General features: G+C 60.6%; 22 protein-coding genes. 6 read left to right on the top strand and 16 right to left on the bottom strand.

What is annotated here, in order from left to right; translation table 11 throughout:
- Positions 1-15: 15 nt before the first annotated feature.
- Positions 16-1,137, top strand: coding sequence for an alkene reductase (locus AC1Z3W_RS07710; protein WP_057924896.1), 1,122 nt, complete (start codon positions 16-18; stop codon positions 1,135-1,137).
- 260 nt (positions 1,138-1,397) lie between these two features.
- Here AC1Z3W_RS07710 and AC1Z3W_RS07705 read toward each other — a convergent pair whose 3' ends face one another.
- The 5 genes from AC1Z3W_RS07705 to AC1Z3W_RS07685 form a co-directional block, all read right to left on the bottom strand.
- On the bottom strand, positions 1,398-1,874 hold the full coding sequence (locus tag AC1Z3W_RS07705) for an MBL fold metallo-hydrolase (RefSeq protein WP_483507383.1): 477 nt from the start codon (positions 1,872-1,874) through the stop codon (positions 1,398-1,400).
- Positions 1,875-2,107: 233 nt separating this feature from the next.
- The gene (locus AC1Z3W_RS07700) at positions 2,108-2,956 is read right to left on the bottom strand and encodes an SDR family oxidoreductase (RefSeq protein WP_483507382.1); all 849 of its coding nucleotides are present in this window, start codon (positions 2,954-2,956) and stop codon (positions 2,108-2,110) included.
- 217 nt (positions 2,957-3,173) lie between these two features.
- Positions 3,174-4,124: a VTT domain-containing protein gene (locus AC1Z3W_RS07695; RefSeq protein WP_483507847.1), complete on the bottom strand. Its 951-nt coding sequence runs from the start codon at positions 4,122-4,124 to the stop codon at positions 3,174-3,176.
- A gap of 76 nt (positions 4,125-4,200) precedes the next feature.
- Positions 4,201-4,635, bottom strand: a complete 435-nt coding sequence (locus AC1Z3W_RS07690; protein WP_082664601.1) for a DUF3331 domain-containing protein — start codon at positions 4,633-4,635, stop codon at positions 4,201-4,203.
- Positions 4,636-4,883: 248 nt separating this feature from the next.
- A complete protein-coding gene (locus tag AC1Z3W_RS07685) occupies positions 4,884-5,861 on the bottom strand; it encodes a LysR family transcriptional regulator (RefSeq protein WP_483507381.1) in 978 nt (325 codons plus the stop codon).
- Positions 5,862-5,872: 11 nt separating this feature from the next.
- On the opposite strand from AC1Z3W_RS07685, the gene AC1Z3W_RS07680 reads away from it, so the two are divergent.
- The 3 genes from AC1Z3W_RS07680 to AC1Z3W_RS07670 all read left to right on the top strand — a co-directional run bounded on the left by AC1Z3W_RS07680 (position 5,873) and on the right by AC1Z3W_RS07670 (position 9,009).
- Positions 5,873-6,622, top strand: a complete 750-nt coding sequence (locus AC1Z3W_RS07680; protein ID WP_057924892.1) for an SDR family NAD(P)-dependent oxidoreductase — start codon at positions 5,873-5,875, stop codon at positions 6,620-6,622.
- Between the two features lie 335 nt (positions 6,623-6,957).
- Positions 6,958-7,995 (top strand): LysR family transcriptional regulator, encoded by a 1,038-nt coding sequence (locus tag AC1Z3W_RS07675; RefSeq protein ID WP_057924891.1) that lies wholly within the window; start codon positions 6,958-6,960, stop codon positions 7,993-7,995.
- Positions 7,996-8,124: 129 nt separating this feature from the next.
- Positions 8,125-9,009 carry an RNA polymerase sigma-70 factor gene (locus AC1Z3W_RS07670; protein ID WP_057924890.1) on the top strand — a complete coding sequence of 295 codons (885 nt, stop codon included), beginning with the start codon at positions 8,125-8,127 and terminating at the stop codon, positions 9,007-9,009.
- 49 nt (positions 9,010-9,058) lie between these two features.
- Here AC1Z3W_RS07670 and AC1Z3W_RS07665 read toward each other — a convergent pair whose 3' ends face one another.
- Both AC1Z3W_RS07665 and AC1Z3W_RS07660 read right to left on the bottom strand, forming a co-directional pair.
- The gene (locus AC1Z3W_RS07665; RefSeq protein ID WP_057925162.1) at positions 9,059-9,517 is read right to left on the bottom strand and encodes an MEKHLA domain-containing protein; all 459 of its coding nucleotides are present in this window, start codon (positions 9,515-9,517) and stop codon (positions 9,059-9,061) included.
- A gap of 478 nt (positions 9,518-9,995) precedes the next feature.
- Positions 9,996-10,922, bottom strand: coding sequence for a LysR family transcriptional regulator (locus AC1Z3W_RS07660; RefSeq protein WP_057924889.1), 927 nt, complete (start codon positions 10,920-10,922; stop codon positions 9,996-9,998).
- A gap of 150 nt (positions 10,923-11,072) precedes the next feature.
- Between AC1Z3W_RS07660 and AC1Z3W_RS07655 the strand changes: the two genes are divergently transcribed.
- Both AC1Z3W_RS07655 and AC1Z3W_RS07650 read left to right on the top strand, forming a co-directional pair.
- The gene (locus AC1Z3W_RS07655) at positions 11,073-11,993 is read left to right on the top strand and encodes an alpha/beta hydrolase (protein ID WP_089476778.1); all 921 of its coding nucleotides are present in this window, start codon (positions 11,073-11,075) and stop codon (positions 11,991-11,993) included.
- 191 nt (positions 11,994-12,184) lie between these two features.
- Positions 12,185-12,820 carry an SDR family oxidoreductase gene (locus tag AC1Z3W_RS07650; RefSeq protein ID WP_483507380.1) on the top strand — a complete coding sequence of 212 codons (636 nt, stop codon included), beginning with the start codon at positions 12,185-12,187 and terminating at the stop codon, positions 12,818-12,820.
- A gap of 69 nt (positions 12,821-12,889) precedes the next feature.
- On the opposite strand, the gene AC1Z3W_RS07645 is transcribed toward AC1Z3W_RS07650, so the two are convergent.
- The 9 genes from AC1Z3W_RS07645 to AC1Z3W_RS07605 all read right to left on the bottom strand — a co-directional run bounded on the left by AC1Z3W_RS07645 (position 12,890) and on the right by AC1Z3W_RS07605 (position 22,778).
- The gene (locus AC1Z3W_RS07645) at positions 12,890-13,774 is read right to left on the bottom strand and encodes an MBL fold metallo-hydrolase (protein ID WP_063791530.1); all 885 of its coding nucleotides are present in this window, start codon (positions 13,772-13,774) and stop codon (positions 12,890-12,892) included.
- Between the two features lie 79 nt (positions 13,775-13,853).
- The gene (locus AC1Z3W_RS07640; protein ID WP_057925161.1) at positions 13,854-14,771 is read right to left on the bottom strand and encodes a LysR family transcriptional regulator; all 918 of its coding nucleotides are present in this window, start codon (positions 14,769-14,771) and stop codon (positions 13,854-13,856) included.
- 309 nt (positions 14,772-15,080) lie between these two features.
- A complete protein-coding gene (locus AC1Z3W_RS07635; RefSeq protein ID WP_057924885.1) occupies positions 15,081-16,229 on the bottom strand; it encodes a CaiB/BaiF CoA transferase family protein in 1,149 nt (382 codons plus the stop codon).
- A gap of 111 nt (positions 16,230-16,340) precedes the next feature.
- Positions 16,341-16,760, bottom strand: coding sequence for a Zn-ribbon domain-containing OB-fold protein (locus tag AC1Z3W_RS07630; RefSeq protein ID WP_057924884.1), 420 nt, complete (start codon positions 16,758-16,760; stop codon positions 16,341-16,343).
- 20 nt (positions 16,761-16,780) lie between these two features.
- Complete coding sequence (locus tag AC1Z3W_RS07625) at positions 16,781-17,992, bottom strand: thiolase family protein (RefSeq protein WP_483507379.1); 1,212 nt, start codon at positions 17,990-17,992, stop codon at positions 16,781-16,783.
- A gap of 11 nt (positions 17,993-18,003) precedes the next feature.
- Entirely contained in the window at positions 18,004-18,501 is a 498-nt protein-coding gene (locus AC1Z3W_RS07620; protein ID WP_039341337.1) for a MaoC family dehydratase, read from the bottom strand.
- Between the two features lie 78 nt (positions 18,502-18,579).
- Complete coding sequence (locus tag AC1Z3W_RS07615; protein ID WP_057924882.1) at positions 18,580-19,722, bottom strand: acyl-CoA dehydrogenase family protein; 1,143 nt, start codon at positions 19,720-19,722, stop codon at positions 18,580-18,582.
- Between the two features lie 369 nt (positions 19,723-20,091).
- Entirely contained in the window at positions 20,092-21,405 is a 1,314-nt protein-coding gene (locus AC1Z3W_RS07610; RefSeq protein ID WP_057924881.1) for an MFS transporter, read from the bottom strand.
- A gap of 455 nt (positions 21,406-21,860) precedes the next feature.
- On the bottom strand, positions 21,861-22,778 hold the full coding sequence (locus AC1Z3W_RS07605) for a LysR family transcriptional regulator (RefSeq protein ID WP_057924880.1): 918 nt from the start codon (positions 22,776-22,778) through the stop codon (positions 21,861-21,863).
- Positions 22,779-22,822: the final 44 nt, after the last annotated feature.

The following is a 22,822-nucleotide window of genomic DNA, read 5'->3' as shown; positions in this document are numbered from 1 at the left end:
CACGAGGAAACCAACATGACTCAACTTTTCAAGCCGTTCGATCTCAACGGAATTCCACTCGCGAATCGCATCGTCATGGCTCCGATGACCCGATCCCGCGCTGCAAACAATATTGCCGACGAACGCACCGCGCTCTATTACGCGCAGCGCGCGACCGCCGGACTGATCGTGACCGAAGGAAGCCCCATCTCACGCGAGGGCCAGGGCTATCTGTTCAATCCGAGCATCTACTCGGACGAGCAGACGGCCGGGTGGCGGCTCACCACGGATTCGGTTCACGCCGTCGGCGGCAAGATTTTCGCGCAACTGTGGCACGTGGGCCGTGTATCGCACACGAGCCTTCAGCCTGACGGCAAGGCACCACGCAGCGCCACGTCGCGACTCGCAAAAGACTCGATCGTCTTTGCCTACGACGACCAAGGGCGGCCTGGGTTCGTTTCGGCGTCGACGCCGTCCGCCTTGTCGACGAGGGAAGTCGGGCGTGTGGTCGAGGATTTCGTTACCGCCGCGGCCAATGCCGTCGACGCCGGATTCGACGGCGTGGAAATCCACGCTGCCAACGGCTACCTCTTCGAGCAGTTTCTCAATCCCCTGGTCAACGATCGCACCGACCGCTATTCGGCGACGCCTGGAAATCAGTTGCGCTTCGCGCTGGAAGTCGTTGACGGCATTGCCGCACGTATAGGCTCCGGGAGGATCGGGATCAGGATCTCACCGTATGGGCTGCTGTTCGATATGCCACACTACCCGGGCATTCTCGATACCTACGGATCGCTTGCCGCTGAACTCGGCATGCGCCGCATAGCGTATATCCATGTCATGGACCAGACGAACGTCTCGGTGGCGCCCCAAGACGCCACGGCCTCGGAAGCCCGTACCATCGAGTTGCTTTCCCGTATCAGGAACGAGGCGAACCAGACTGCGATCATCCTCGCCGGAGGCATGACGGCCGAACGTGCGCGCTCGTTCATAAGCGATGGCCTGATCGATCTCGCCGCATTCGGGCAGCCGTTCATCTCCAATCCGGATCTCGTGCACCGACTGAAAACCGGACTGCCGCTCGCTACGGCCGATCGTTCGACCTACTACGGTGGCGGCCTGAACGGATATGTCGATTACCCGCCATTCGCTGCCTGAATACCGGCCGAACAACTCGAAGGCGCATCCACGGATGCGCCTGCCACATCTGGTCCGGCGCGCGCCGGCACGAAGTCGTCCAGCCTCGCCAGCGTAAACATCGTCTCCGTGTAGCCGTCCGCTCCGCGCATCGAGCCGGTATCCGGGTTGCCAGTCGGGTTGCCAGTCGCTTGCCTCGACGCTCGCCTCTCCCGACGGATTTCTCTCAAGTTGCGCAATACCGCACTTCAGTCCAAGCGAAGGCTCTGCTCCATCGCGTATCACCGGTCCCAGACGAAAGTGTCGAACCCGCCCAACCGGGTGCTCCATTTTGGCGTCAACGCATTGACGCAATATCCGGCCGCACGCGCCGTATAGGCGTCTGTGAGCGCGCACGGGTTTTCTGCATCGGCCGGATGAATTCCGTCCACGGAAGGAATCGTCTTCAGCGCTGCCGTTGCCGCACGCTTCACGTCGTTATCGAACCCGATCCGGGTCAGCACGTCGGCACGCGTCCCCAATCGCGCGACGTGGCCTGCTACCAGCTTGTCGAAGGGCAGCTTCGCGATCATCTCCACCCGCGCCATCCAGGCTGGCACGTCATGCGCAACGGCAAAGCGCCGGAACGGCATCCATCCCGGGAAGACAAGATCGACGACCATCAACGTCTTCTGCTCCGGCGCATAGATGAAGATGTTGCCGGGTTCGTGGCTGTCTCCGTAGTAGGCGAGTTCCAGGCGCTGGCTGCCCAGTTGCATTCGTTAGGTCTTCTTGAATACGACGGTCGGGAGAGACCGCGCCGGATCTGCGTCGTGAAGCAGCAGTCGTTTCGTCTCTTCCTGCGCCGCGATGACAGGGTGACCGCCCAGAAGGCCCGCGCCGCCGATGAGATCGGTACGCGTGTTGCGTGAAATGCACCCATCGACAACGCTCCGTTTCATCTCGAGCAGATCGAAACCACCCCCGTCGAATCACTCGAGAGCCGGCGCCGTCACGCCGGAGCTTCCAGACCATAGAGGCGGCGTACGGCGGCTTCGAACGCTGCGGGCGCCAGGCTGCGTTTCATCTCGTCGGCGTAAAGAGCCTCCTCGCCGACAGGAATGCGAGCTGGCGCATCCGGCTGCTCGATGGTGCGGAGAACGGCTTCCGCCATAGCGATCGGGTCGGGGCCCTCGTTGATGCGGCTGGCGATCACCGGCAGCAGCTTGCTGGCCACAACGGCATAGGGGGAATCAGGTGCGGTCGTGCGCGGGTTGGCGGCCAGGCCGCGAGACACGAAGCCGGTCCGAAACAATCCTGGTGCCACCGTGTGCACTCGAATGCCGAAGGGCGAGAGTTCGCACCGAAGCGATTCGGTGATTCCTTCGACCGCGTACTTGCTCGCGCTGTAGTGCGCCAGCAGCGGCAGCCCCATGTTTCCGAGAAACGATCCGACGTTCACCACGACGCCATGCCGTGCCTGCCGCATCGCGGGAACGGCCGCACGAATGAGCCTGAGCACGCCGAAGACATTGACGTCGAACTGACGGACGAACTCCTCGTCGGTGCCATCCTCGATGCTCGCCACCAGACCATAACCGGCGTTATTCACCACGATGTCCAAGCGGCCGGCCGAAATCAGCACAGCGTCGACAGCCGCCGCGACGGAAGCGGTATCCTGCACGTCGAGCGTTATCGGGGTAATTGGGAGATCGTGTTCTTTCGCCTTGCTGCGGATCGTTGCCAGCCCTTCCCTGGACCGGGTTCCCGCGAAGACGCGGTATCCTCGCCGGGCCAATAGCAGCGCCGTCGATAGTCCCATGCCGGAGTTGCCGCCGGAAATCAGGACGGTTTCTTGCATTTCTGTTCTCCTTAATAGATGGGGCGCCAGGAAAGATTCATAAACACGCATTTATTGAGCATGTTTTAGGGCGTCAGCATAGATATATCCGGTGCGACAAAAGGACCTATAACGTGCCGAAAGCCCGCATGCAGATCCCTCGCCTTACCGGATCGCTGCCCTCACCGTGCATCGATCGCAGAATGCGGCGTTTCCGTAAACAGCGGTAGCTGATCCATTAAATCGGATCGACATGAAAACCCGCGGTCCGCCAAGCATCGATACCGCCCGCCAGCGGCAACGCGATTTGCGCGCCCGCAATTCGCAATCGCTTGGCCATCCAGGCGGCCGACACTTCCGCCGGGCACGAGCAATAGATGACGATCGTCCGACGGGTTCCGAATTCACTGACGATTTCATGCGCCTTTCGTTCATCGGCAAAAATCGAACCGGGGATGACAAACGGGTCGATGACTCGGCGCTCGGGAGAGCGGATATCGAATATCACGGGATACGGGTTGCTTGCCAACAAGGCATGCAACTCGCCTGCGTTCATTCGCGCTGTTTCGAGTGCTTTCTCGAGCAGCCTTCGCCGCCAGTATCGATACAGGACATAAATCGCCAAAACGGCCACGCCGACAATTAACGCCTGCCACCCAAGGCGGGCCGCCCACATGAATATGACGTCGATCTGCGCTGAAAACAGCGAACCCGCAAGCAGCCCGACGAACGCCCAAAGACATACCCCGACGCAATCGTACGAAATGAACGAAGGCAATCTGACGGCCATGGCACCGCACAACGGCACGGCAACGAGGGACAAGCCGGGCAGGAATCGTGCAACGATCATGACGCGCACGCCGTATCGTCCAAAGAACCGCTCCGTCTTTCTCACGCAAGTATCGCGAGATAGCGACAGCTTGCATATCGTTCGAAGCGTTCGCTCGCCATATCGTTTGCCTCCCTGGAACCAGACAAGATCACCCGCGACACCAGCCAGGACGGCAGCTGCAAGTATGCTCGAGAAATGCAACAAATTCGAAGCGGTTGCGTTGCTCGCAATGGCAATGCTGGCGCCGACAGTAATCAGCGTCGGAATGGCGGGCAACGGCAAACCGAGCGAAGAGCCCAGGACATTCAAAAAAACAATCAGGGCACCATATCGGGATATCAATTCATGCGATAGCATCATTCACCTCATCAACTCTTCGCTCGACCGGTCGAATTTCCCAACTTTTTTCACACGTCCTCGATGAACGCCCGAATCAGCCCATGTTCATCAAATGTGCAGGCAATGAATTCCATCCCTCTCGCCAACCGAATTTCGCAACCACCTCGGCCAAAATCATCGCCTTGGCGTTCACGGGAATAGGCCGACACATTGGCCGATATATCTCCTCTCCACATCCGATCAGTCGCCCACTGATTGCACAAACTCCGGCGTGACGCGCCCGTGTCAATCGCCACGTTTGATTTCCGAAACAACCTACAGTCGGATCGCTCCAGGCGACGGTAACCGTCGTCGAGGTCGGACGTTCTATCAAGCGTATCGATGCTCCGCGCGAAGAGCGGGCTTGAACCCTCTTCGGGCGAATTTTCTCACCACCCGCAAGGACATGCGTTCGTGCCGCAATATCGGCCTGACATGCCGCCAGCGCATTGATCGTCTGTGACCAAGGATCGATTGATAGAGTAGCCATATAACATCCGGAGATCCCGCTTTAAAAGCAACGCAATATATGGAGCCAACCAAGCCAAAGCATCGCGGAACGCTCACCTACCGCGCTCGATGACGGAATGAATCGATAATACGAAAGCACCAAGGGATTTCTTGCAGCAGATCGTAAGGCACGGCATGGCGTGCGGGTAGTACTGCAACGGTGCTTACTATGTTGTCGCCCGGACACCAGTCCGAACCTTGCTTCCATGCCGCCCACTCACTGAGCGGCTAAAGCGCACGCGCAGCAAGTTCCGCGGCAACGAAGTCAAGGAAAATTCGGGCTCTGACCGGCGGACGTCGGCCAAATGCATGCACGGCCTGCACGGGTATGGATCTCAACGGAATGTCCGGCAATACCAGACGCAACCGTTCAGCGTCGAGTTCGGCCTGCACGGCCAGCCTGAGCATCTGAGCAATGCCCAGGCCATGGACAGCGGCGATTCTCATCGCCTCCCCGCTGTCGGAATCGAACGAACCGTCGCGCGGCAAGTAATCGCCGTCGGCAAACATGATCGGCGTCACTTGCCTGGCCAGCATGTACCGCACATGGCGGTGCTGCGGAAGATCCGACGCGGTGACCGGGATACCGAACCGAGCCAGGTAAGCCGGGGAAGCCACCAGAACCAGCGGCAATTCAGTCAGCGGCCTGGCGAACAGGCTGCCGTTAGCCACATGCCCAACTCGCAGCGCCACATCGAAACCGTCCCGCACGAGGTCGACATGCTGGTCGCCGAGACCGACATCGAGCTTGAGCTTGGGATGGCGTGGCATCAGTTTTGACGTGATTGCCGGCAGCAGCGTCCGGCCCAGATCGCTCGGCATGCTGACTCGAAGCGTCCCCGCTGCTGCAGACGGTGCCGTCAGCACTTCCGTGGCCTCTTCCAGCCCGCGTAGATGCAGCGCGATTCGTCCGTAATATGCCCGCCCCTCTTCGGTCAACTCGAACGAACGCGTTGATCGATGGACCAGTTTGGCGCCAAGGCGCGCCTCCAACCTGGCGACGCTCTTGGATATCGCCGATGGCGTCGTGCCGAGCAGCTTCGCAGCACCGGTAAAGGAGCCGGCCTCCACCGCGCGAACGAAGGCCGACAGGCCATGCAGACGTTCAATTGTCATTGATGACAAAGTGGCACTGATGATGCGCTCATTGTAGGACTGGTCGAAGAAATGCGCCGCGTTTAGATTCTCGAACGAATCAACTCCCAACCGACCATCTCATGAACAAGCTTGCAGGAAAGGTTGCAGTCGTCACCGGCGCAAACAGCGGCATCGGGTTCGCCATCGCCGCACGCTTTGCCGAAGAAGGCGCCAGTGTCGTCATCGTCGGCCGCCGCGCTGCCGCCGTGGACGAGGCGGCTGCACGCCTGGGCAGGAACGCCACCGGCATTACCGGCGACCTCACGGCCCTCGCGACACACGAACGCGTTGCAACATTGGTTGCCGAACGCTTCGGCAAGGCGGACATCTACGTAGCCAACGCCGGCATGAACGTGATTGCGCCGTCCGATCAGGTCTCGGTCGACGAGTACGACGCACAGTTCGCAACCAATACCAAGGCAGCCTTCTTCGGTGTTCAGAAGATTGCGCCATTACTTGGCAACAACAGTTCGATTGTCCTGGTCAGCTCCATTGCCAGCGGCAAGGTGCTGGACGGACATACCGTCTACGCCGGAAGCAAGGCGGCGCTCGAAGCATTCGCACGCAACTGGGCTCTGGAGTTCAAGGAGCGCCGAATCCGCGTGAATGTCATCAGCCCGGGCCCGACAGACACCCCGATCCTCGGAAAGCTCGGCATTACAGCACAGGATCGTCCTGCTTTCGAAGCCGTCATGGCGGGCGCTGTTCCATTCGGCCGACTTGGGCGCACCGAAGAAATCGCCAATGCCGCCCTGTTCCTCGCTGGCGACGAAAGCACCTTCATCACTGGCGTCAACCTGCGAGTCGACGGGGGAATTTCACTCACCTGACCGGAAAGCCGGCCCGGAGCACTCGCGCGAAATCAATTCAATAGTTCGGCCCTCGCTCGACCGGGAATGTGGCCATACCGGGCCGGGTGGCCCGCAACACACGGCCCCGCGCGACGCCCTCTTCGCCATCAGACATTGCCCGCCTTACTTCCTGGCATGCTAGCCCCATACTTTGGTATTAGTTGTCGCCGCCCATATGGAAGGCACTACCAACCCGTTGAAGAATTGTCTTATGGCCATGCACGCGTATCCTTGAATTGCGTCGGCAGGCGTATCGCGAACGCGATTGGAATGGAACCTCGGCGGTTCTGAGTGTATTAGCTTTGGAGCCAACAATGAATCAAATGAATATGTCGCTGGGTGGCTTCCGCCCTGGCATGCCAATTCACGCCGATTACTTGTCGAATTGTTTTGCGACAAGCTACGCAGGGATCATCGTGTTCATGGCAGTCGCCACGGAGGGAAACTTCGCGAAGGCCGGCGAACGGCTTGGCATCGGACGCTCGGCCGTCTCGCGCAACGTTCAGCGGCTCGAAGAGCAGTTGAGCACACGTCTGTTCCTCCGGACGACGCGAACCACCAGCCTGACCCGGGAAGGCGAGCGGTTCTTCGAGAACTGCAAACTTGGGGTGACCCACATCGCGGAAGCAATGAACGACATGCTCGAGCTCCGTCATGGCCCCCCGAGCGGTACCCTTCGCGTTTCTTCGGCCAACGGCTTTGGTCGAAATGTCGTGGCACCACTGCTGCTGAAATTTTCCGAGGCGTACCCCGATATCTCGGTCGAGTTGCTTCTCGATGACAAGCCTGCGGATTTTGCCGCCGATCAGATCGATGTCGCATTTCGTGATGGCTATCTCGAGGACTCGAGCATCATCGCAAAGCGGCTGATACCGATGCAGATGATCGTGTGCGCTGCGCGTTCATATGCCCAGAAGCGAGGCCTGCCGACGACGCTCGATGAGCTGCGGCAACACGACTGCATCAACACGAGAGCCGCTACGGGCCGCGTAATCAATTGGGAGTTCGAGACGGCAGGCCAGATTCGAAAGTATCTGCCGACCTCCAAGCTGACTTTCAATGACGCGGACCTCGTGCTGAAAGCCGTCCTCGATGGGCGCGGCATTGCGCAGATGCCGGCCCACCAGATCTGGGGCTACGTCAGGCGCAATGAGCTCGTCATGACGCTGACGCAACATGTCGCAACAAACCGCGGTCATTACATTTGCTATCTCAGCCGACAGCATCTGCCAACACGCGTGCGCGTCTTTGTGGATTTCATGACCGAGCATGTCCGGGCGCTCGATCTGAATGACGCGGATCGGTTCACGACGGACAGCGTCATGGATTCGCCGGAACGTTGCGCTGCATAGTGCGGTAGCACGACGTCACAACACGGCAGGGAGCACTCCGGCACGTCATACAGCGCCACGTCCAACGCAATCCGACGCGCCCCGGAGTTTCCGGAGCAGGCCCTTGACCTCGACTTCGACGGAGGATTCGTGAAAGACGACGCACCGACCTTCCACGTGCTTCGCCCGCGCCTGCAAAAGATCGCATACCGGATGCTCGGCTCCGTCGCGGATGCCGAGGACATCGTGCAGGATGTGTGGCTCCGTTGGCACGAATCGCCAAGCGACGAGATCGACAACGCCGAGGCGTGGCTCGTCGCGGTCACGACGCGGCTGTCGATCGACCGCCTGCGCGCGGCGAGGATCAGACGCGAGGACTACGCAGGTATCTGGCTGCCCGAACCCGAGCTCGGCGGCTCGCCTGCGACGCCCGAGGAAATGACCGAGCGCGCGAGCGACGTGTCGGTCGCGTTCCTGGCGCTGCTTGAACGACTGACACCGGAAGCGCGCGCGGCTTTCCTGTTGCATGAGGTCTTCGACATCGGCTACGACCGGATCGCCGATGCGATCGGCAAGACCGAAGCCGCGTGCAGACAACTCGTCAGCCGGGCCAAGACGCAACTGCGCGACGACGACCGGCCGCGCCGCAGCGTGCCGCGCGATACGCACCGCCAACTGGTGCTGGCGTTCTCCCGGGCGGCGGCACAAGGCGACTTCCCGTCGATCCAGGCACTGCTCGCCGAAGATGCAATGCTGATCGGCGACGGCGGCGGCAAGGTCCAAAGCGTCGCGAAGCCAATGCTCGGGAGCCGGCGCATCGCGCAACTGTTCTATGCGACCTGGCTGCGCTACGGCGGCGACGCAAGATCGCGGCTCGTCATCCTGAATGGCGAGTGGGGGCTGCTGCGCTTCATAGGCAGTCGCCTCGAATCCGCGCAGTCGTTCGAGACCGACGGCACATCCATCTTGCGAATCTTCATGCAGCGCAACCCTGACAAACTCGCGCACCTTGCCCTTGCCGGTGTCGCCGATTGACATTCGACCGGTGCATCGGCGAATGCACTTTCGGCAGCAGGTACGCGGATCACATGTCGCGCGTGCGCGGAATAACCACTGCTTGACCATGGAGTTTTCCATTCGCGTCGAGCAGTTGCCACAGCGTTGCTTCCTCGATCATGAAACGCCGGCCCGACTTGCCGATGCGCACCCCCTTGTAACCTGACTCGTATCCGAAACGCTGTACGCGCTCGAGAAACTGTCGCCGCTCCTCGCGATCCGGGGCTTCGGCCGAGAGCCTCGACGGCAACCGGGTGATTTCATCCCAGGTATATTCAAAGCGGCGCTGCGCAGCTTTATTGCCGTAAATAAAGATCGGATCGCGATCGGTATTGTGTGCAAGCACCGCGAACGGTGCGCTCTCGTAAAGCCATTCGGTAGCCTCGACTACGGACATGGCCTGCGGGACTAACGGACGACCAAGCAGACGAGCGTAACTGTCGGCAAGGAGTTGATAGAAAGCCGGATTGCTATGGAGTGGAGTCATCTTGGGCAATACTACGGAGATCGTCGAGTCGGTGCAGGAGCAAAATATTTCCCGATACGGTGCCGCCGGGCCAGGTGCATGGCATCTGGCACCTGCGGAGGCGGTAATCGAATATCGTCGGACCGCCGGCCCGGTCTTCATCGTACCCGTTTGGCCTCGCACATTTCAATCCGCCAGCCGCCGACCTAAGCATGCTCCCGTTTTTTCGCGAGACCATCGCCGGATGCCTACCGTCGACGACGCGGCCCGATATCGATCGATGCGGCCTGTATCGATACTCAGAACCCTCACATATCCGGATCCGGAATCGTAACGAGTGGCCAACCGAGGACAACGCCTGCACTGCAAGCTGGCTGAGCCACTTCAAAAAAAGAGCAAGGCTCGAACGCCCTTGTCACCTATGACATGGCGTGGGAATGGGTAGACAACTGCAGGGTCGGAAAACAGTCATCGCAGAAACAGAGCCTCACCCCTCAGACTACACAGCGCGCGAGGCCGCAATCGCCTCGCGCTTCTCCACGAGGAAATCGATGAGCGCCCTGACCTTGGCCGGCATCTGTGCGCGGGTCGGTGCGTAGACATAAAAGCCCGCAAAGGGCTTGCACCACGACTGCAACACACGCACCAGCGCTCCCGAGTCCAAATGTTGCTGCACGGCGATGTCGATGTGCTGGATGAGTCCGACACCCTGTAACGCCGCGCGGATCATCCCGTCGTCGTCATTGGTGGTAATGCTTCCCCGCGGCTCCACCATGAAACTGTGGCCCGACTCTTCCGGCGAGGTAAATTCCCAGGGATGAATTGCCCCGCTGACTTGCCGGAAGCGCAAGCAATTGTGCTGCGCGAGGTCGGTCGGCGTCGCCGGCTTGCCGTTGCGCTTGAAGTAGGTCGGCGTGCCGACGACTGCCATCTCCAAATTCGGCGTTATCGGCACGGCAACCATGTGTTGAGCGAGGCTCTCGCCGATCCGGATGCCAACGTCACACCCGTCGGCCACGATATTGGCGAGGCCGTCATCCATCACCAGCTCAAGACCGAGCCTCGGAAAGCGGGTGCTGAACTCCTCGAAGTGCGGCTCGATCAATGTCTTCGCCGCGACACGCGAAGTATTCATACGAATCAACCCCGACGGCTCGTCGCGCGCTTCATGTAGCGCGTCGACTGTCCGCTCGACCGCGGCCAGTGCGGGATACCACACCTCGTAGAGTCGCTGCCCCTCCTCTGTCAGCGACATGTCGCGAGTCGTTCGATACAGCAGCTTGACGTTCAACCGGCGTTCGAGCGCCTTCACGTTCTGCGAGAGGTTCGCTCGAGAGACGCCCATTTCAGCAGCCGCTTTCGTGAAGCTACGATGATGTGCGACATGGGCGAACCACGCGAGAGACGGGAGCAATGAGGGATCCATGCACGTGCCATTGTCAATTTGAAGATACCACTGTAGTCCAGATTGCGATCTTACGGAATTCCAATCGGCTCTCTATATTCGAGTCGTTGCCGCTTGGCTACCAACGATTCGGCCTGGCGAACTTACCCCCTCCCCCTGAACGGAGCTGTCATGAAAAGCGTCAAGATCAAGAATGTGTATTGGGATATCGCAGCCGACATCCACTTCCCGCCGAACTTCGACGAAGGCAAGAAATATCCCGCCATCATCAGCGCGCATCCGATCGGCAGCTGCAAAGAGCAAACCTCCGGGAACGTGTACGGCGAGGCGCTGGCCAAGGAAGGTTTCGTCGTCATCGCATTCGACGCCAGCTTCCAGGGCGATAGCGGTGGCGAACCCCGCTACATCGAAGATCCGACGCTGCGCGTCGAGGATTTCCGCGTTGTCTGCGACTACCTCGTGACGCTTCCGTACGTCGACGAAGAGCGTATCGGCGTGCTGGGCATCTGCGGTGGCGGCGGCTACTCGATCAATGCAGCCATGACCGAGCGCCGCATCAAGGCCGTCGGCACGGTTACCGGTGCCAACTATGGTCGCCTGATGCGTGAAGGTTTCAGCAACTACAACCCCATTGCGGCACTCGAAGCAATGGCCAAGCAACGTACGGCGGAAGCTCGCGGCGCAGCCCTGCGGGTGGACGACCTGTTGCCGCCGTCGCCCGAAGCTGCCAAGGAGGCCGGTCTCACGGAAGTCGACCTGTATGGTGCAACCGAATACTACCGTTCGGATCGCGGCCGCGCGCCGAACGGCGTCAACCGCTCGCTGTTTTCCCACCAGGCAGTCGCTGTGGGCTGGGACGCGTTCCACCTGTGTGAAACCCTGCTCACCCAGCCGCTGATGGTCGTGGTAGGCGACAAGGTCGGAGCCTTCGGCGCATACCGCGACGGCTGCGAAATCATCGGTCGCGCGGCGTCGAAAAAGAAGGAACTCGTGGTTGTCGAAGGCTGGTCGCACTACGACCTGTACGACAAGCCGGAGCCGGTCGGCAAGGCATTGGCCAAGCTGGTCCCGTTCTACAAGGAAAACCTGTAATCCCCATCGCCGCGATCGCCGCGTCTCGCGCCAGGGAGTCAACACGAGTCTTCCTGGCGTCGTTGCCTCACACTCCATGCGTGGCGGCGCCCGCGGCCTCACGGCCGCTCATGCGCAGGGTTCGTCACGCTCATCGACCATGCTCCTGCGTTCTCGCGCGACGCGTACTTTCCAAATCCGGAATAAACACCATGACCAAGGTATTGATCCTCGGCGCCAGCGGACAGATCGCGCGCTGGGTCGTACAGATGCTGGGCGAGAAAAAGGACGTCAAACAGACCCTCCTCATCCGCGATCCCAAAAAACTGGTCGGCAACGAGCCTGCCAACGCGAGCGTCGTGATCGGCGACGTACTGGACAAGAAACTCCTGCCGCGGATCATGGAAGGACAAGATATCGTCTATGCCAACCTGGCCGGCGACGTGGACACCCAGACCGAACATATTCTGGCTGCCATGAAGGCCAAGAACGTCAAACGGCTGATCTTCATCAACTCGCTCGGCATTTACGATGAAGTACCGGGCGAATTCGGCGAGTGGAACCGTCGGGAGATCGGGCAGTATCTGCCGCCCTATCGCAGATCTGCCGATCTGATCGAAGCATCCGACTCGGAATACACGATCCTCCGCGCGGCCTGGCTTCAGGACAACGACGAAGTGGCCTATGAGATCACGGCACGGAACGAACCGTTCAAGGGAACCGAGGTTTCGCGCAAAAGCGTAGCTGCGTTGGTCACCGAGTTGGTCGAACATCCCGACAAGCTGATGCGCGGCAACGTGGGCGTCAACAAACCGGGTACCGACGGCGTCAAACCCGCCTTCGTCTGACGCCGTACACCGATACGAAGAAAGTGGCCATCGACACCACCCGATGAATCGGCTCGAGGGGCCGATTCGTTAGACCTGGGTGAAGCGGAAGCGATACTTGTCGCCATCCCGCTCGACATGCCCGCCCGATCCATACCTGAAATGGGCCGGGAAAAGCATCGTATCGGTTCCCGCGATTTCCTCGAGCAGCGCGATGCGAACCTGTTCCGCCAGATCGCCGTTCCAGTCATATGCGAAATGGAGATCCGGACGGATCAGTTGAACCGGATGATGCACCACGTCGCCGGAGAACACCGCCCGCGCACCACCGCAGCAAGCCTGGATCATGCAGCTTCCAGGAGAATGGCCATACGCCGGCCGCAGCCACATGCCGTCACCTACCTTGCCGAGAATGACCTCGTCTCCGTCAACGATATCGGCCTGCCCGGCATCGATCACCGGCGAGACGGAATCGAGCCATGGCTCCCGAATCATCGCATTGGTGCTCGGCGCGCTGATATGGTCGACATCGCGCCGGTTCATGACGTAGCGCGCATTGGGAAACGTCGGCACCCAGCGTCCGTTGTCGAGACGCGTGTTCCAGCCGACATGATCCACGTGCAGGTGCGTGCACATGACCATGTCGACATCTTCCGGAGCAATACCGAGTTTCCGAAGCCTGTCGAGCCAAGGCGTATTCAGCCGATGAAAGGCTTCGGTCGAGCGTTCCTTGTCGTTCCCGTTGCAACTGTCGATCAGGATCGTCTTTCCGCCGAAACGTACAAGGTAACTGTGCATGCTCAGGCCGCATCCCGCTTGAGCCGGATCGAGCGAAAGCACATCGTCCCAGTACCAACCCTTCAGCCGGGAAAGGTCGCCTGCAGTGACGCCCGGAAACAGCACTTCGATCGGAAAGCTCGTTTCCATCTCGACAACCTTCTGAATCTCCAACCTGCCAAGCACAATGGGCTGCATCGTAGCCTCTCCTTGTCTGTCGTTGTGATTGCCGTGTCGAAAGTGCGCGAACCCGGCCATCCAGCACCGAAGCGACCACTCAGTCGCGAGGTCGGTCCAGCAGTTGCTTGATCAGCGCACGGACGATCGGATTCTGGTCTCGACCGCGCGCAGTGGCGATATGGATGCGTCGCAACGCCCATGGTTCGGCCAACTCCAGCACGGCAACCCGGCTGAACAGTTCATGACTGACAAGGCATTCCGGTTGAATGGTGACCCCCAGCCCGGCCTGCACCAGACTCACTGCGACACCGGCGCTCCGGACGCTATAGCGCGGCTTGTACTCTTCGCCCAGCCGCCGCGTAGCCGCACGTACCGCCCCCAGCATCGCCGTGACGGCGATGACATTCTCGGGAAGGAGATCCTTGAAGGTCACGCTGGCCTGCTCGCTCAGGCGATGCCCCTTCGGGACGACGGCAATCAGCCTGTCTTCCCGGTATGGCGTGACATCGACGCCGCCCAGGTCCAGCTCGTGTGCAGCGGCGAACACGCCAATATCGGCTTCGCCTCGGACAACTGCCTGCACGATTTCGGCATTCTCGAGCTCCTGCATCACGAGGTCGACAAGTGGGTACTCCCGACTGAACTCGCCTACTTCACGCGAAAGAAACGGAACGATGATCGACCGTGCGGACGCGATTGTCAGCTCGCCCTGCATGCCGTCGGTAAAGGACGCAATCTCGGATCGCATATCGTCCAGATCATCGAAAATCTTGCGGATATAGCGCAGGAGTACCGCACCGGCCGGACTGGGCGAGACACCTTTCGGGCCGCGCTCGAGAAGTTTTACGCCGGCAATATCTTCGAGATCCTGAATACGCTTGGTTGCAGTGGACGCGGCGATATTCTCCCGAATCGCGGCCAGGCCGATCTGCTGCTCCTCAACCGCTGACACGAACAGCTTCAGCGTAAACAAATCCACCTGACGAATCAGGTGCAATCGGTTGAATGTACTCATGTCTCCTCGCGCGCACGTCTTCATGACATTGTCAGGCGTCATGTCACACGGCGTGCACTTCCGCTCTCAAACACCTCACCACGATAACGCGTCGATGCTGTTCCGTGTCTGTTTCGGCAGCGAAATGTGCTTCCTCGTCGACTGACGTTGGGCTTGATCGTACACCAACGTCACTTGTCCAGTATGCCAATCGATGCCCCGCCAGCCTGATGCAAATTGCGCGGCTGGCGGGATCATCGAGCGTCGCTTGACGACTCGAACGGCACGGCATCCGCCTTGCCGCATCGTCGTCTGCTTCGGGCAACGCGGTTAAGGACTGACCTTCAGAAGACTGTCGAGAAGCGAATTGTCGGCGCCGGTATCCTTCGCCAGATGCAGCGGCGGGGAACGCTTGCCGTCGAACGAAAGCGGCAGGCCGACAATACCGATCTCGTCGTCCGACGGCTTCTCGATGATGCCAAGCGCCTGCGTCTGCTCGTGGGCCAGAACTTCCGCGGTCGTTTGAATCGGTGCAACCGGAATTCCAGCGGCCTGCAACCGTTCCGTCCAGAACTCCCGCGTCCCCGTCGACAATCGGTCGCCGATAAGGCGGTCGATCTCGGCGCGGTTCTTCAGGCGCCCCGCGTTCGTCGCGAATCGCTCGTCCGTCGACCATTCCGGATGGTCGAGCGCGGCACACAACCGCGCAAAGAGCGGATCGTTCGCGCAGCTCACGATGAGGAAGCCATCCGCAGTCGCGAACGCACGGTGCGGCACGATAAACGCAACCCCCGACCCATGCCGGCCACCCGGTTCGCCATCGGCGTTGTAGTTCGCGATGCCGACGGACATCCACGCAAGCGCGGTCTCCAGCAGAGAGGCGTTGACAGTCGCTCCGCAGTGCTTCATCTGGCGCCGGTACAGCGCAGCCAGAATGCCCATGGCAGCCCACATGCCCGCACCGAAATCGACGATCGACACCCCCGCTCGCACCGGTGCCTGACCTTCTTCACCCGTGATGCTCATGATCCCGGAAAACGCCTGCATCAGCGGGTCGTAACCGGGAAGCGTATTCATCGGTCCGACATGGCCGAATGCACCGATCTCGCAGCAGATCAACTCCGGCTTCGTAATCCGCAGGCTGTTTGCGTCGAGCCCATAATCCGCGGCCGCCCCGGGCCGCAGGTTGTGAATGAATACGTCGGCACGCTCGGCGATCAACCGATGCAAGGTCGCCAGTTGCTCCTTGTCCTTGATGTCGATGCAGATATTGCGCTTGCCGCGATTCAATGCGTGGTAGGCCGCGCCGCTGCCTTTCCACATGCTTGGGCCCCACCCGCGCGCGGAATCGCCCGTCGCCCGTTCGACCTTCCATACTTCTGCTCCGAGCGACGCGAGTATTTTCCCGCTGAACGGCGCGGACGCGCTGTCGCTCAATTCAACCACCACCACGTTCGAAAGCGGTAGATCTCGTAACATGTCGCTCCTCCACTTCAATGTCTCGATCAGGTCATCGCGGCATCGGCCGGAGCCGCATCGATACGGACTCGGCCACGTGCCGACGCGCGATGCCTGATCACGCAGTCAGCGTTATTGTTTCGACAACACGAATACCGGCAACTTCTGTTCGCCACGCTGCACGAACCGAACCTCGACACGCTGGCCAATCCGCAACGCTTCCGGTGCTTCGTCGATCTGCGTGAACAGGAAATAGCCCTCGTCCATGCGAATGAAGCCGACAGTGTACGGAACGATGCCGGCCCACACCGGCGTCGGCCCACGCGTGATCGTGCTGTATGAATAGATCTCGCCGCGGCCGGACGACTGCGTCCAGTCCAGCGACTTCGCACCACAATGCGTGCAAAACGAGTGAGCCGGCCATACCGATTCACGGCACGCGGTACAGCGCTGGAACGTCAGCTTTTCGTCGGCCAACGCGTCCCAGTAAGGCTGCGCATCGAGCAACCGGTACGGTTGCGGCCAGGTATTCGGCAAATGGGTTTCCGTCATGGGATCCTCTCGATCGGGTATCAGGTCTCGGACGACAGGAGCAGAACCGCACCCGCTGCGAGCATCCCTCCGGCGCCTTGCACAAGCGCGGTCTTCGGCCGGCGCGTTGGCGCCAGTCCAAGCGGCTCACCGCGCAACTGGCGAACGGCTTCGACGATGCTGTCCATGTTGCACGAAATGCCAGGCTGGCCAAACGACAGCCAGCCGCCGTTCGTGTCGGTCGGCAGGTCGCCGTCGACGCTCGTACGACCTTCTCGATAGAGGTCGATACCGTGTCCCTTCTTCGCGAAACCGAGATCCTCCATCACGATCGGCCCCATGTGCGCGAAGTTCACCGAGATCTGCGCCATGTCGATGTCGGAAGGCGTCAGCCCCGACATCGCATAGGCTTGTCGTGCCGCCTCGGCCGTTGCAGTGGTCGTCAGGTTCGGAAATGCGCCGAGACTGTCGAATCTGCATCGACGCATGTTCATGCGATCCGTCAGGTATTCATGCGTCGTGGCCGATCCATAGCCGAGCAGGTACACCGGATCACGTGCGTTGCGCGCGTTTTCCGGCGAGGTCACGACCAGCGCGCCACCCGTGCCGCCGCCCCACGTCGAACACATCCAGCGCCGCAGCGGCGTCGCCACGTACGGCGACGACAGCACCGCCGCGCGATCGATCTCGCCGAACTTCGCCTTTGCCGCGTGCGGATGATGGCGTCCCCAGCGCTGATTCGCAATCGCGACATCGGCGAGGTCGTCCTCGGTGATGCCGAATTCGTGAAAGTAGCGTTGCGCCGCCTGCGCATAGAGCGCCGGAATCGTCGGACCGTACGGGATTTCGAACTGGGGGTCCGCGTCGGCTTCCGCGCCCATCGCGACCGCGTCGACGAACAGCTCGGTCGCGTCGCTTTGCAGGCACAGCACGTATTCCGCGCGGCCAGCCGCGATCATCTGCGATGCGATCGCGAGCGTCGACGTCAGGCCGGCGCCATGCATCGTCAGCTCGCTCGTGAGCGTCACCGGCATCTGCATGTGCGAGATGAAGATGTTGCTCCACTGCGAACGCTTGTCGGCCCACGGCGAGCGTCCCGTGAATACCGCATCGACCTGGTCCTTGCGGATGCCCGCGTCGGCAAGCGCATTGAGCGTTGCCTCGGCGGCCAACTGCAGCGGGTCCTTGCGATTCGCACGTGACGCATAGGCGTCACCCATGCCGACGATCGCCGCAACCGGACGAGGAGTCATGACCGCGCTCCTCAGACCTTGAACTCGGGCTGCGCTTCAGCGATCAGCGCCTCGAGATCCGCGCGCTTGCGCAGCATCAGCAGGCTCCATTCGCTGCGCTGAACGACTTCGCCGCGCTGGTTGTACGCCTGAATCAGCATCGTGCCGACGCCGAACTTGTCGTCCTTTTCCTTCTTGGCGATGACTTCGGCGCTCGCGTAGACCGTGTCGCCGATCTTCACCGGATTCAGGAAGCGCATCTTGTCGACGCCGTAGTTCGCCTGGATCGCGGGGCCGAACTGCAGCAGGCCCGAGATCAGCGAGAACGTCAGCATGCCCTGCACGATGCGCTCGCCCCAGCGCGTTCTCTCCGCGTATTCCTTGTTCGAGTGAATCTCGATCCAGTTGCCCGTGAACATGCAGAACATCACGACATCGCTCTCGGTCACGGTACGGCCAGGCGAACGAAACTTGGTGCCAACCTCCAGCTCGTCGAGCGGAATGTTGATGCTGTTGTTGATAACGCTCATTACGGTGTCTCCTGTTGAATTCGGGGTAACGGCGCGCAGGCCTGCCCGCGCGCTTCGTTCAAGTGAAGCGATACGACGTTACTGGCGCATCGATTTCGCGATGATCGTGCGCTGGATCTGCGACGTGCCGCCACCGATCGTCGACTGAATGCTTTCGCGCAGGTAGCGCTCCATGTCGGCTTCCGGCAGGTTTGCGTAGCCACCCAGGATCTGCATGCCTGCGAGCGCGCACTCCTTCAGCGTCTCGGACCCGTACAGCTTCGCCATCGACACTTCGCGGCTGCACGGCACGTGGTCCGCCGCCATCCGTGCCGCGCGATAGCAGAGCAGACGCGCCGCGTCGACCTTCGTCTGGCAGTCGGCGAGCAGGTGGCGAATCACCTGGAAGTCGTACAGTTGATGGTCGAACTGAATACGATCGTGCGCGTAGCGCGTCGCCGTCGTCACTGCCTGCTGGGCGTTACCCGTATAAGCCGCGGCCACCGCGCAGCGCTCGAGCTCGAGGTGTTCGGTGATGATCTTCCAGCCCTGCCCTTCCTCGCCCAGCAGCGCATCGCCCGGCACGCGCACTTCGTCGAGGAAGATCTCGGTCGTACCGGTCGCATGACGCGACAGCGTCGGAAGGCGGTTGATGACCATGCCCGGCGTATCGTTCGGGATCAGCAGCACGGACAGGCCTTTGTGCTTGTCATCGGTGCTCGTGCGAACCAGCATCGCGATCACGGTGTTCTTCGCCGCCGCGCCGCTGCACCACAGCTTCTGGCCGCTAACGATCCAGTCGCCGTTGCTGTCGCGGCGTGCGCGCGTCTTCGTATTCGCTGCGTCGGAACCTGCATCGGGCTCGGAAATCGATACCGAGAAGCGGATCTTGCCGTCGATGAACGGCTGTACGTACTTCGCCTTCTGGGCCGGCGTGCCGAACTTGGTGATGTTCATCGCGGTGAACGTCGGCACGAGCACCGAGCACGCGAAGTCGAAGCCGAACTTGCCAAGGCCTTCGGCCATCAGCGAGTAATCGAAAATGTCGCCGCCCGAACCGCCTTCGGCTTCCGGAATCAGCAGGCCGAGCCAGCCTTGCTTCGCGATCTTTTCGTACGCTTCGTAAGGGTAGTCGCGATTCATGTCGCACTTGCGCACGTATTCGACGGTGATCTCGTTGTCCATGAACTTGTTCACGGTGTCGAGCCACATCGTTTGCGATTCGTCGAGAAAGTTTGCCATTTGTCTTCGCTCCAGTGTGTGGCGTCTGCTCGCGCATCGGCCTTGTTCGTCATGACCTTCAGGTTAGGGCCACGTCGGGAGCGATCCAACTGGTCATTTTCGAAGCGACGATTCGAAAATGGCGAAGACGATTCGCGACTGCTTCGCGGCGGGCGTTCTGCTTCAGTGATCGGGCAAGTGTGACCGCGCGAGGTCGCCACCTGCTCTAAACGACACGTGCCCGACGTTCCTTTTCTGGAATCGTCGGGCACGGTCGTGATCAATCCGGCTTCGGTACGCTAACAAGCACGCATTTGTCGCCGATCCCGTAGTCGACGGTGCGCGCAAGCGCCGCCGTACCCCGGATCGCGTCGAGACGACAACGTCGAGTTATGCCTTCACGTAAGACGCGTCCACGCGCCTCGTTTTAGGAATCTGGGTCACCATGATGGCGGCAATCACGGACGGAATCGCGAACACGTAGAAATTCCACTGATGCCCCAGAGTCGACCCGACGACCCATCCACCAATCATCGGTCCCAGCACCGAGCCGATCCGCCCCAGACCTTGGGCTGTACCGATGGCCGAGCCACGGCAGGACGCGGGGAAGTACGCAGCGATGTAGCCGTAGCCGAGCGTTGTCGATCCGATCGACCCCAGTCCTGAACCGAACACGGCGAGCATCAACCAGATGTAATCCGGCTTCTGGCTCATGACCAGCAACGAAATTGCGCAAACGGCAAAAAGAGCGATCAGTATCTTCCGGGATCCAAACCGATCGGCCAACCACGCGCCAAACAGATTGCCCACGGCGGCACCGAATTGCATCACCAGAAGAAACTGCAGCGCTGATCCCAGCGGATACCCGGCCTTCCGCATCAACGTCGGTAGCCAGACATTCATCCCATAGACGACGATCTGGCCGCAGAAACACACGACCGCGAACAGGAGCACCGCGGACCGCCAGTCCGACGACATCACGAGTTTGAAGCCGCGCAGCTCGGTGGATGTGGATTGAAGCTGACGTTGACTGGCGTTGTCAGCCAGGACACGCTCGAAGTCGATCGAATAGCGGGTCGCCAGTTCTCGCGCTTCGTCCATTCGATTGCTGTCGACCAGAAAATTGACCGACTCCGGCAGGAAAAAGTACATGACGGGCAGGATGACGACGTACAACGCGCCGGCGGCATAGAGCACGCGCCAGCCGTGACTCTGCAGCAGCGACATCGCCAGCAGCGCACACACTACGCCGCCAATCGCATAGCCCGTCAGCGCGAGCGCGCTATACAGCTGCCGGCGATTTCGAGGCGCATATTCGACGCTCAGCGCCACCGACGAAGGCACCACGCTCCCCAACCCGATACCCGTGAGGAAGCGAGCGAAACCCAGTTGCGTCGGAGAATGGGCCACTGCACATAGCAGCGAACCGATGGAAAACCACAGCACGCCGGCCATGATCAGTTTTCGACGGCCGATGCGATCGGACAGGGAACCGGCACCGAACAGGCCCAGCATCAGCCCGGCCAGTGTCCAGCTCCCGATCATTCCCGCCCCCGATGCGCTCAAGCCCCATCCGGGCTCCGCGAACAGGGACGACACCGTTGCGCCGTAGACGATGAGATCGTAGCCGTCGACGGCGATCGTTAGAAAGCACAAGACGACTACGAACAAGCTGCTGCGAGTCCGAATGGATGATGCGTTCACGTTGTCTCCTTTTTACTCACGAATTCCCGTTGACGACCGGGTTTTTTATCTCCTCGACCACTATAGGGATGCGAAATTTATCGACCAAGTGACGTATTTCGAAGCGGCGATTCGGCGAATTCGAATTACCTTTCGTGTGATCAGAAATGCCGTGCACGCGAGTGCGTGACAGGTATAAGGCAACGTATCAATCGACAAAATCCGGCTTCTCCAATCGACTGGAAGCCGCACGAATCGTCTTGTCAACGGTCGCGACGGCGCTGTCTCGATGAGACGGCCGTATTGAAGGGAACGCTTTATTCAGCGGTGCGGGAGATACTGCAGGGCCGCTCGGGAAGCGGCATCGCGCGAACGAAAATCATGCGCATGCGTGACGCGCTCGCCTCTGTCGACCGTCGTAACTCCACGCAGCCGGTACAGCGCGCCACATCATGCCAATGGCGTTGAAACCGCAGCTAGCGGTCAGTGAATCGGGCAACGAACGCCCTCGTTGCCGCTGTCAGGGAATCGCCCCGCCTTGTCCCGACGCAGAGCCGGCGCAATGCCCATGGTTCGTCGAGTGCCACCAGCGTCACTTTGTTGAGATCCTCGACCGGCAGCATGCTCTCGGGCTGAATCATCACACCCAGCCCCGCCTTGACCAGGCTGCGAGCTGCCTCGATCGTGCTGACCCGGAACTTCACATTCAGCTCGCGTCCCAGCGCGGTGGCTGCATTTCGCAACTGGGTCATCATCGAAGTCGTCGCCGAAATGCCGATCACGTTCTGCTCGAGGAGATCCGCCGTCGTTACGCTGGCGCGCTCACCCAGGGTGTGCCCTTTCGGCACCACTGCCACGAGACGATCAGTACGATACTCGATGATCTCGAGCGCATCCCGGTCGATGTCGTCGGTTGCATAGAACATCGCCACATCGGCCTTGCCAGCCACAACGGCACCGACCACGTTGGTATTTGCATCCTCCTGCAGCTCGATGTCGACGAAGGGGAAGTCCCGCGTGAACTCGGCGATCTCGCGCGCCAGAAACTGGACGATGATCGTGCTGGTGGAACTGATGCGGATATGACCGCGCACGCCCTCGGTGAACTCGGCCACCTCCCGCCGCATGACGTCGAGATTCTCGAACAGCAAACGCACGTGACGAGCCAGCACCTCGCCGGCGGCGCTCGGCACCATGCCGGTTGGCAGTCGCTCGAACAGGTCGATGCCGGCAATCTCTTCGAGATCCTGGATCCGCCTCGTCGCAGCTGACGGCGTGATGTTCTCCCTCACCGCCGCGCGACGCATCTGCTGCTCTTCCACGACGGTGAGAAACAACCTCAACGTGAAAAGGTCGACGCGTCTCGTCAGATTGTGGAGACTGAGCCCGGGCATGTCCTCTCCTTGGTCTTCTCGCTCGGCTGGATTGCTGAATTGAG

Source organism: Burkholderia sp. 10_S31 (assembly GCF_056930375.1).
The sequence above is the reverse complement of the archived record's forward strand: the minus strand, read 5'-3'. Positions and strand labels throughout refer to the sequence as shown.

What these genes read in the sequence shown, in the direction of transcription:
- AC1Z3W_RS07665 (WP_057925162.1), bottom strand. Translation starts at nt 9,517, where the DNA reads ATGACTCCACTCCATAGCAATCCGGCTTTCTATCAACTCCTTGCCGAC.
- AC1Z3W_RS07630 (WP_057924884.1), bottom strand. Translation starts at nt 16,760, where the DNA reads ATGACGGAAACCCATTTGCCGAATACCTGGCCGCAACCGTACCGGTTG.
- AC1Z3W_RS07620 (WP_039341337.1), bottom strand. Translation starts at nt 18,501, where the DNA reads ATGAGCGTTATCAACAACAGCATCAACATTCCGCTCGACGAGCTGGAG.
- AC1Z3W_RS07705 (WP_483507383.1), bottom strand. Translation starts at nt 1,874, where the DNA reads ATGCAACTGGGCAGCCAGCGCCTGGAACTCGCCTACTACGGAGACAGC.
- AC1Z3W_RS07625 (WP_483507379.1), bottom strand. Translation starts at nt 17,992, where the DNA reads ATGACTCCTCGTCCGGTTGCGGCGATCGTCGGCATGGGTGACGCCTAT.
- AC1Z3W_RS07660 (WP_057924889.1), bottom strand. Translation starts at nt 10,922, where the DNA reads ATGGATCCCTCATTGCTCCCGTCTCTCGCGTGGTTCGCCCATGTCGCA.
- AC1Z3W_RS07675 (WP_057924891.1), top strand. Translation starts at nt 6,958, where the DNA reads ATGAATCAAATGAATATGTCGCTGGGTGGCTTCCGCCCTGGCATGCCA.
- AC1Z3W_RS07635 (WP_057924885.1), bottom strand. Translation starts at nt 16,229, where the DNA reads ATGTTACGAGATCTACCGCTTTCGAACGTGGTGGTGGTTGAATTGAGC.
- AC1Z3W_RS07650 (WP_483507380.1), top strand. Translation starts at nt 12,185, where the DNA reads ATGACCAAGGTATTGATCCTCGGCGCCAGCGGACAGATCGCGCGCTGG.
- AC1Z3W_RS07615 (WP_057924882.1), bottom strand. Translation starts at nt 19,722, where the DNA reads ATGGCAAACTTTCTCGACGAATCGCAAACGATGTGGCTCGACACCGTG.
- AC1Z3W_RS07690 (WP_082664601.1), bottom strand. Translation starts at nt 4,635, where the DNA reads ATGGCTACTCTATCAATCGATCCTTGGTCACAGACGATCAATGCGCTG.
- AC1Z3W_RS07605 (WP_057924880.1), bottom strand. Translation starts at nt 22,778, where the DNA reads ATGCCCGGGCTCAGTCTCCACAATCTGACGAGACGCGTCGACCTTTTC.
- AC1Z3W_RS07680 (WP_057924892.1), top strand. Translation starts at nt 5,873, where the DNA reads ATGAACAAGCTTGCAGGAAAGGTTGCAGTCGTCACCGGCGCAAACAGC.
- AC1Z3W_RS07640 (WP_057925161.1), bottom strand. Translation starts at nt 14,771, where the DNA reads ATGAGTACATTCAACCGATTGCACCTGATTCGTCAGGTGGATTTGTTT.
- AC1Z3W_RS07645 (WP_063791530.1), bottom strand. Translation starts at nt 13,774, where the DNA reads ATGCAGCCCATTGTGCTTGGCAGGTTGGAGATTCAGAAGGTTGTCGAG.
- AC1Z3W_RS07700 (WP_483507382.1), bottom strand. Translation starts at nt 2,956, where the DNA reads ATGCAAGAAACCGTCCTGATTTCCGGCGGCAACTCCGGCATGGGACTA.
- AC1Z3W_RS07710 (WP_057924896.1), top strand. Translation starts at nt 16, where the DNA reads ATGACTCAACTTTTCAAGCCGTTCGATCTCAACGGAATTCCACTCGCG.
- AC1Z3W_RS07655 (WP_089476778.1), top strand. Translation starts at nt 11,073, where the DNA reads ATGAAAAGCGTCAAGATCAAGAATGTGTATTGGGATATCGCAGCCGAC.
- AC1Z3W_RS07695 (WP_483507847.1), bottom strand. Translation starts at nt 4,124, where the DNA reads ATGCTATCGCATGAATTGATATCCCGATATGGTGCCCTGATTGTTTTT.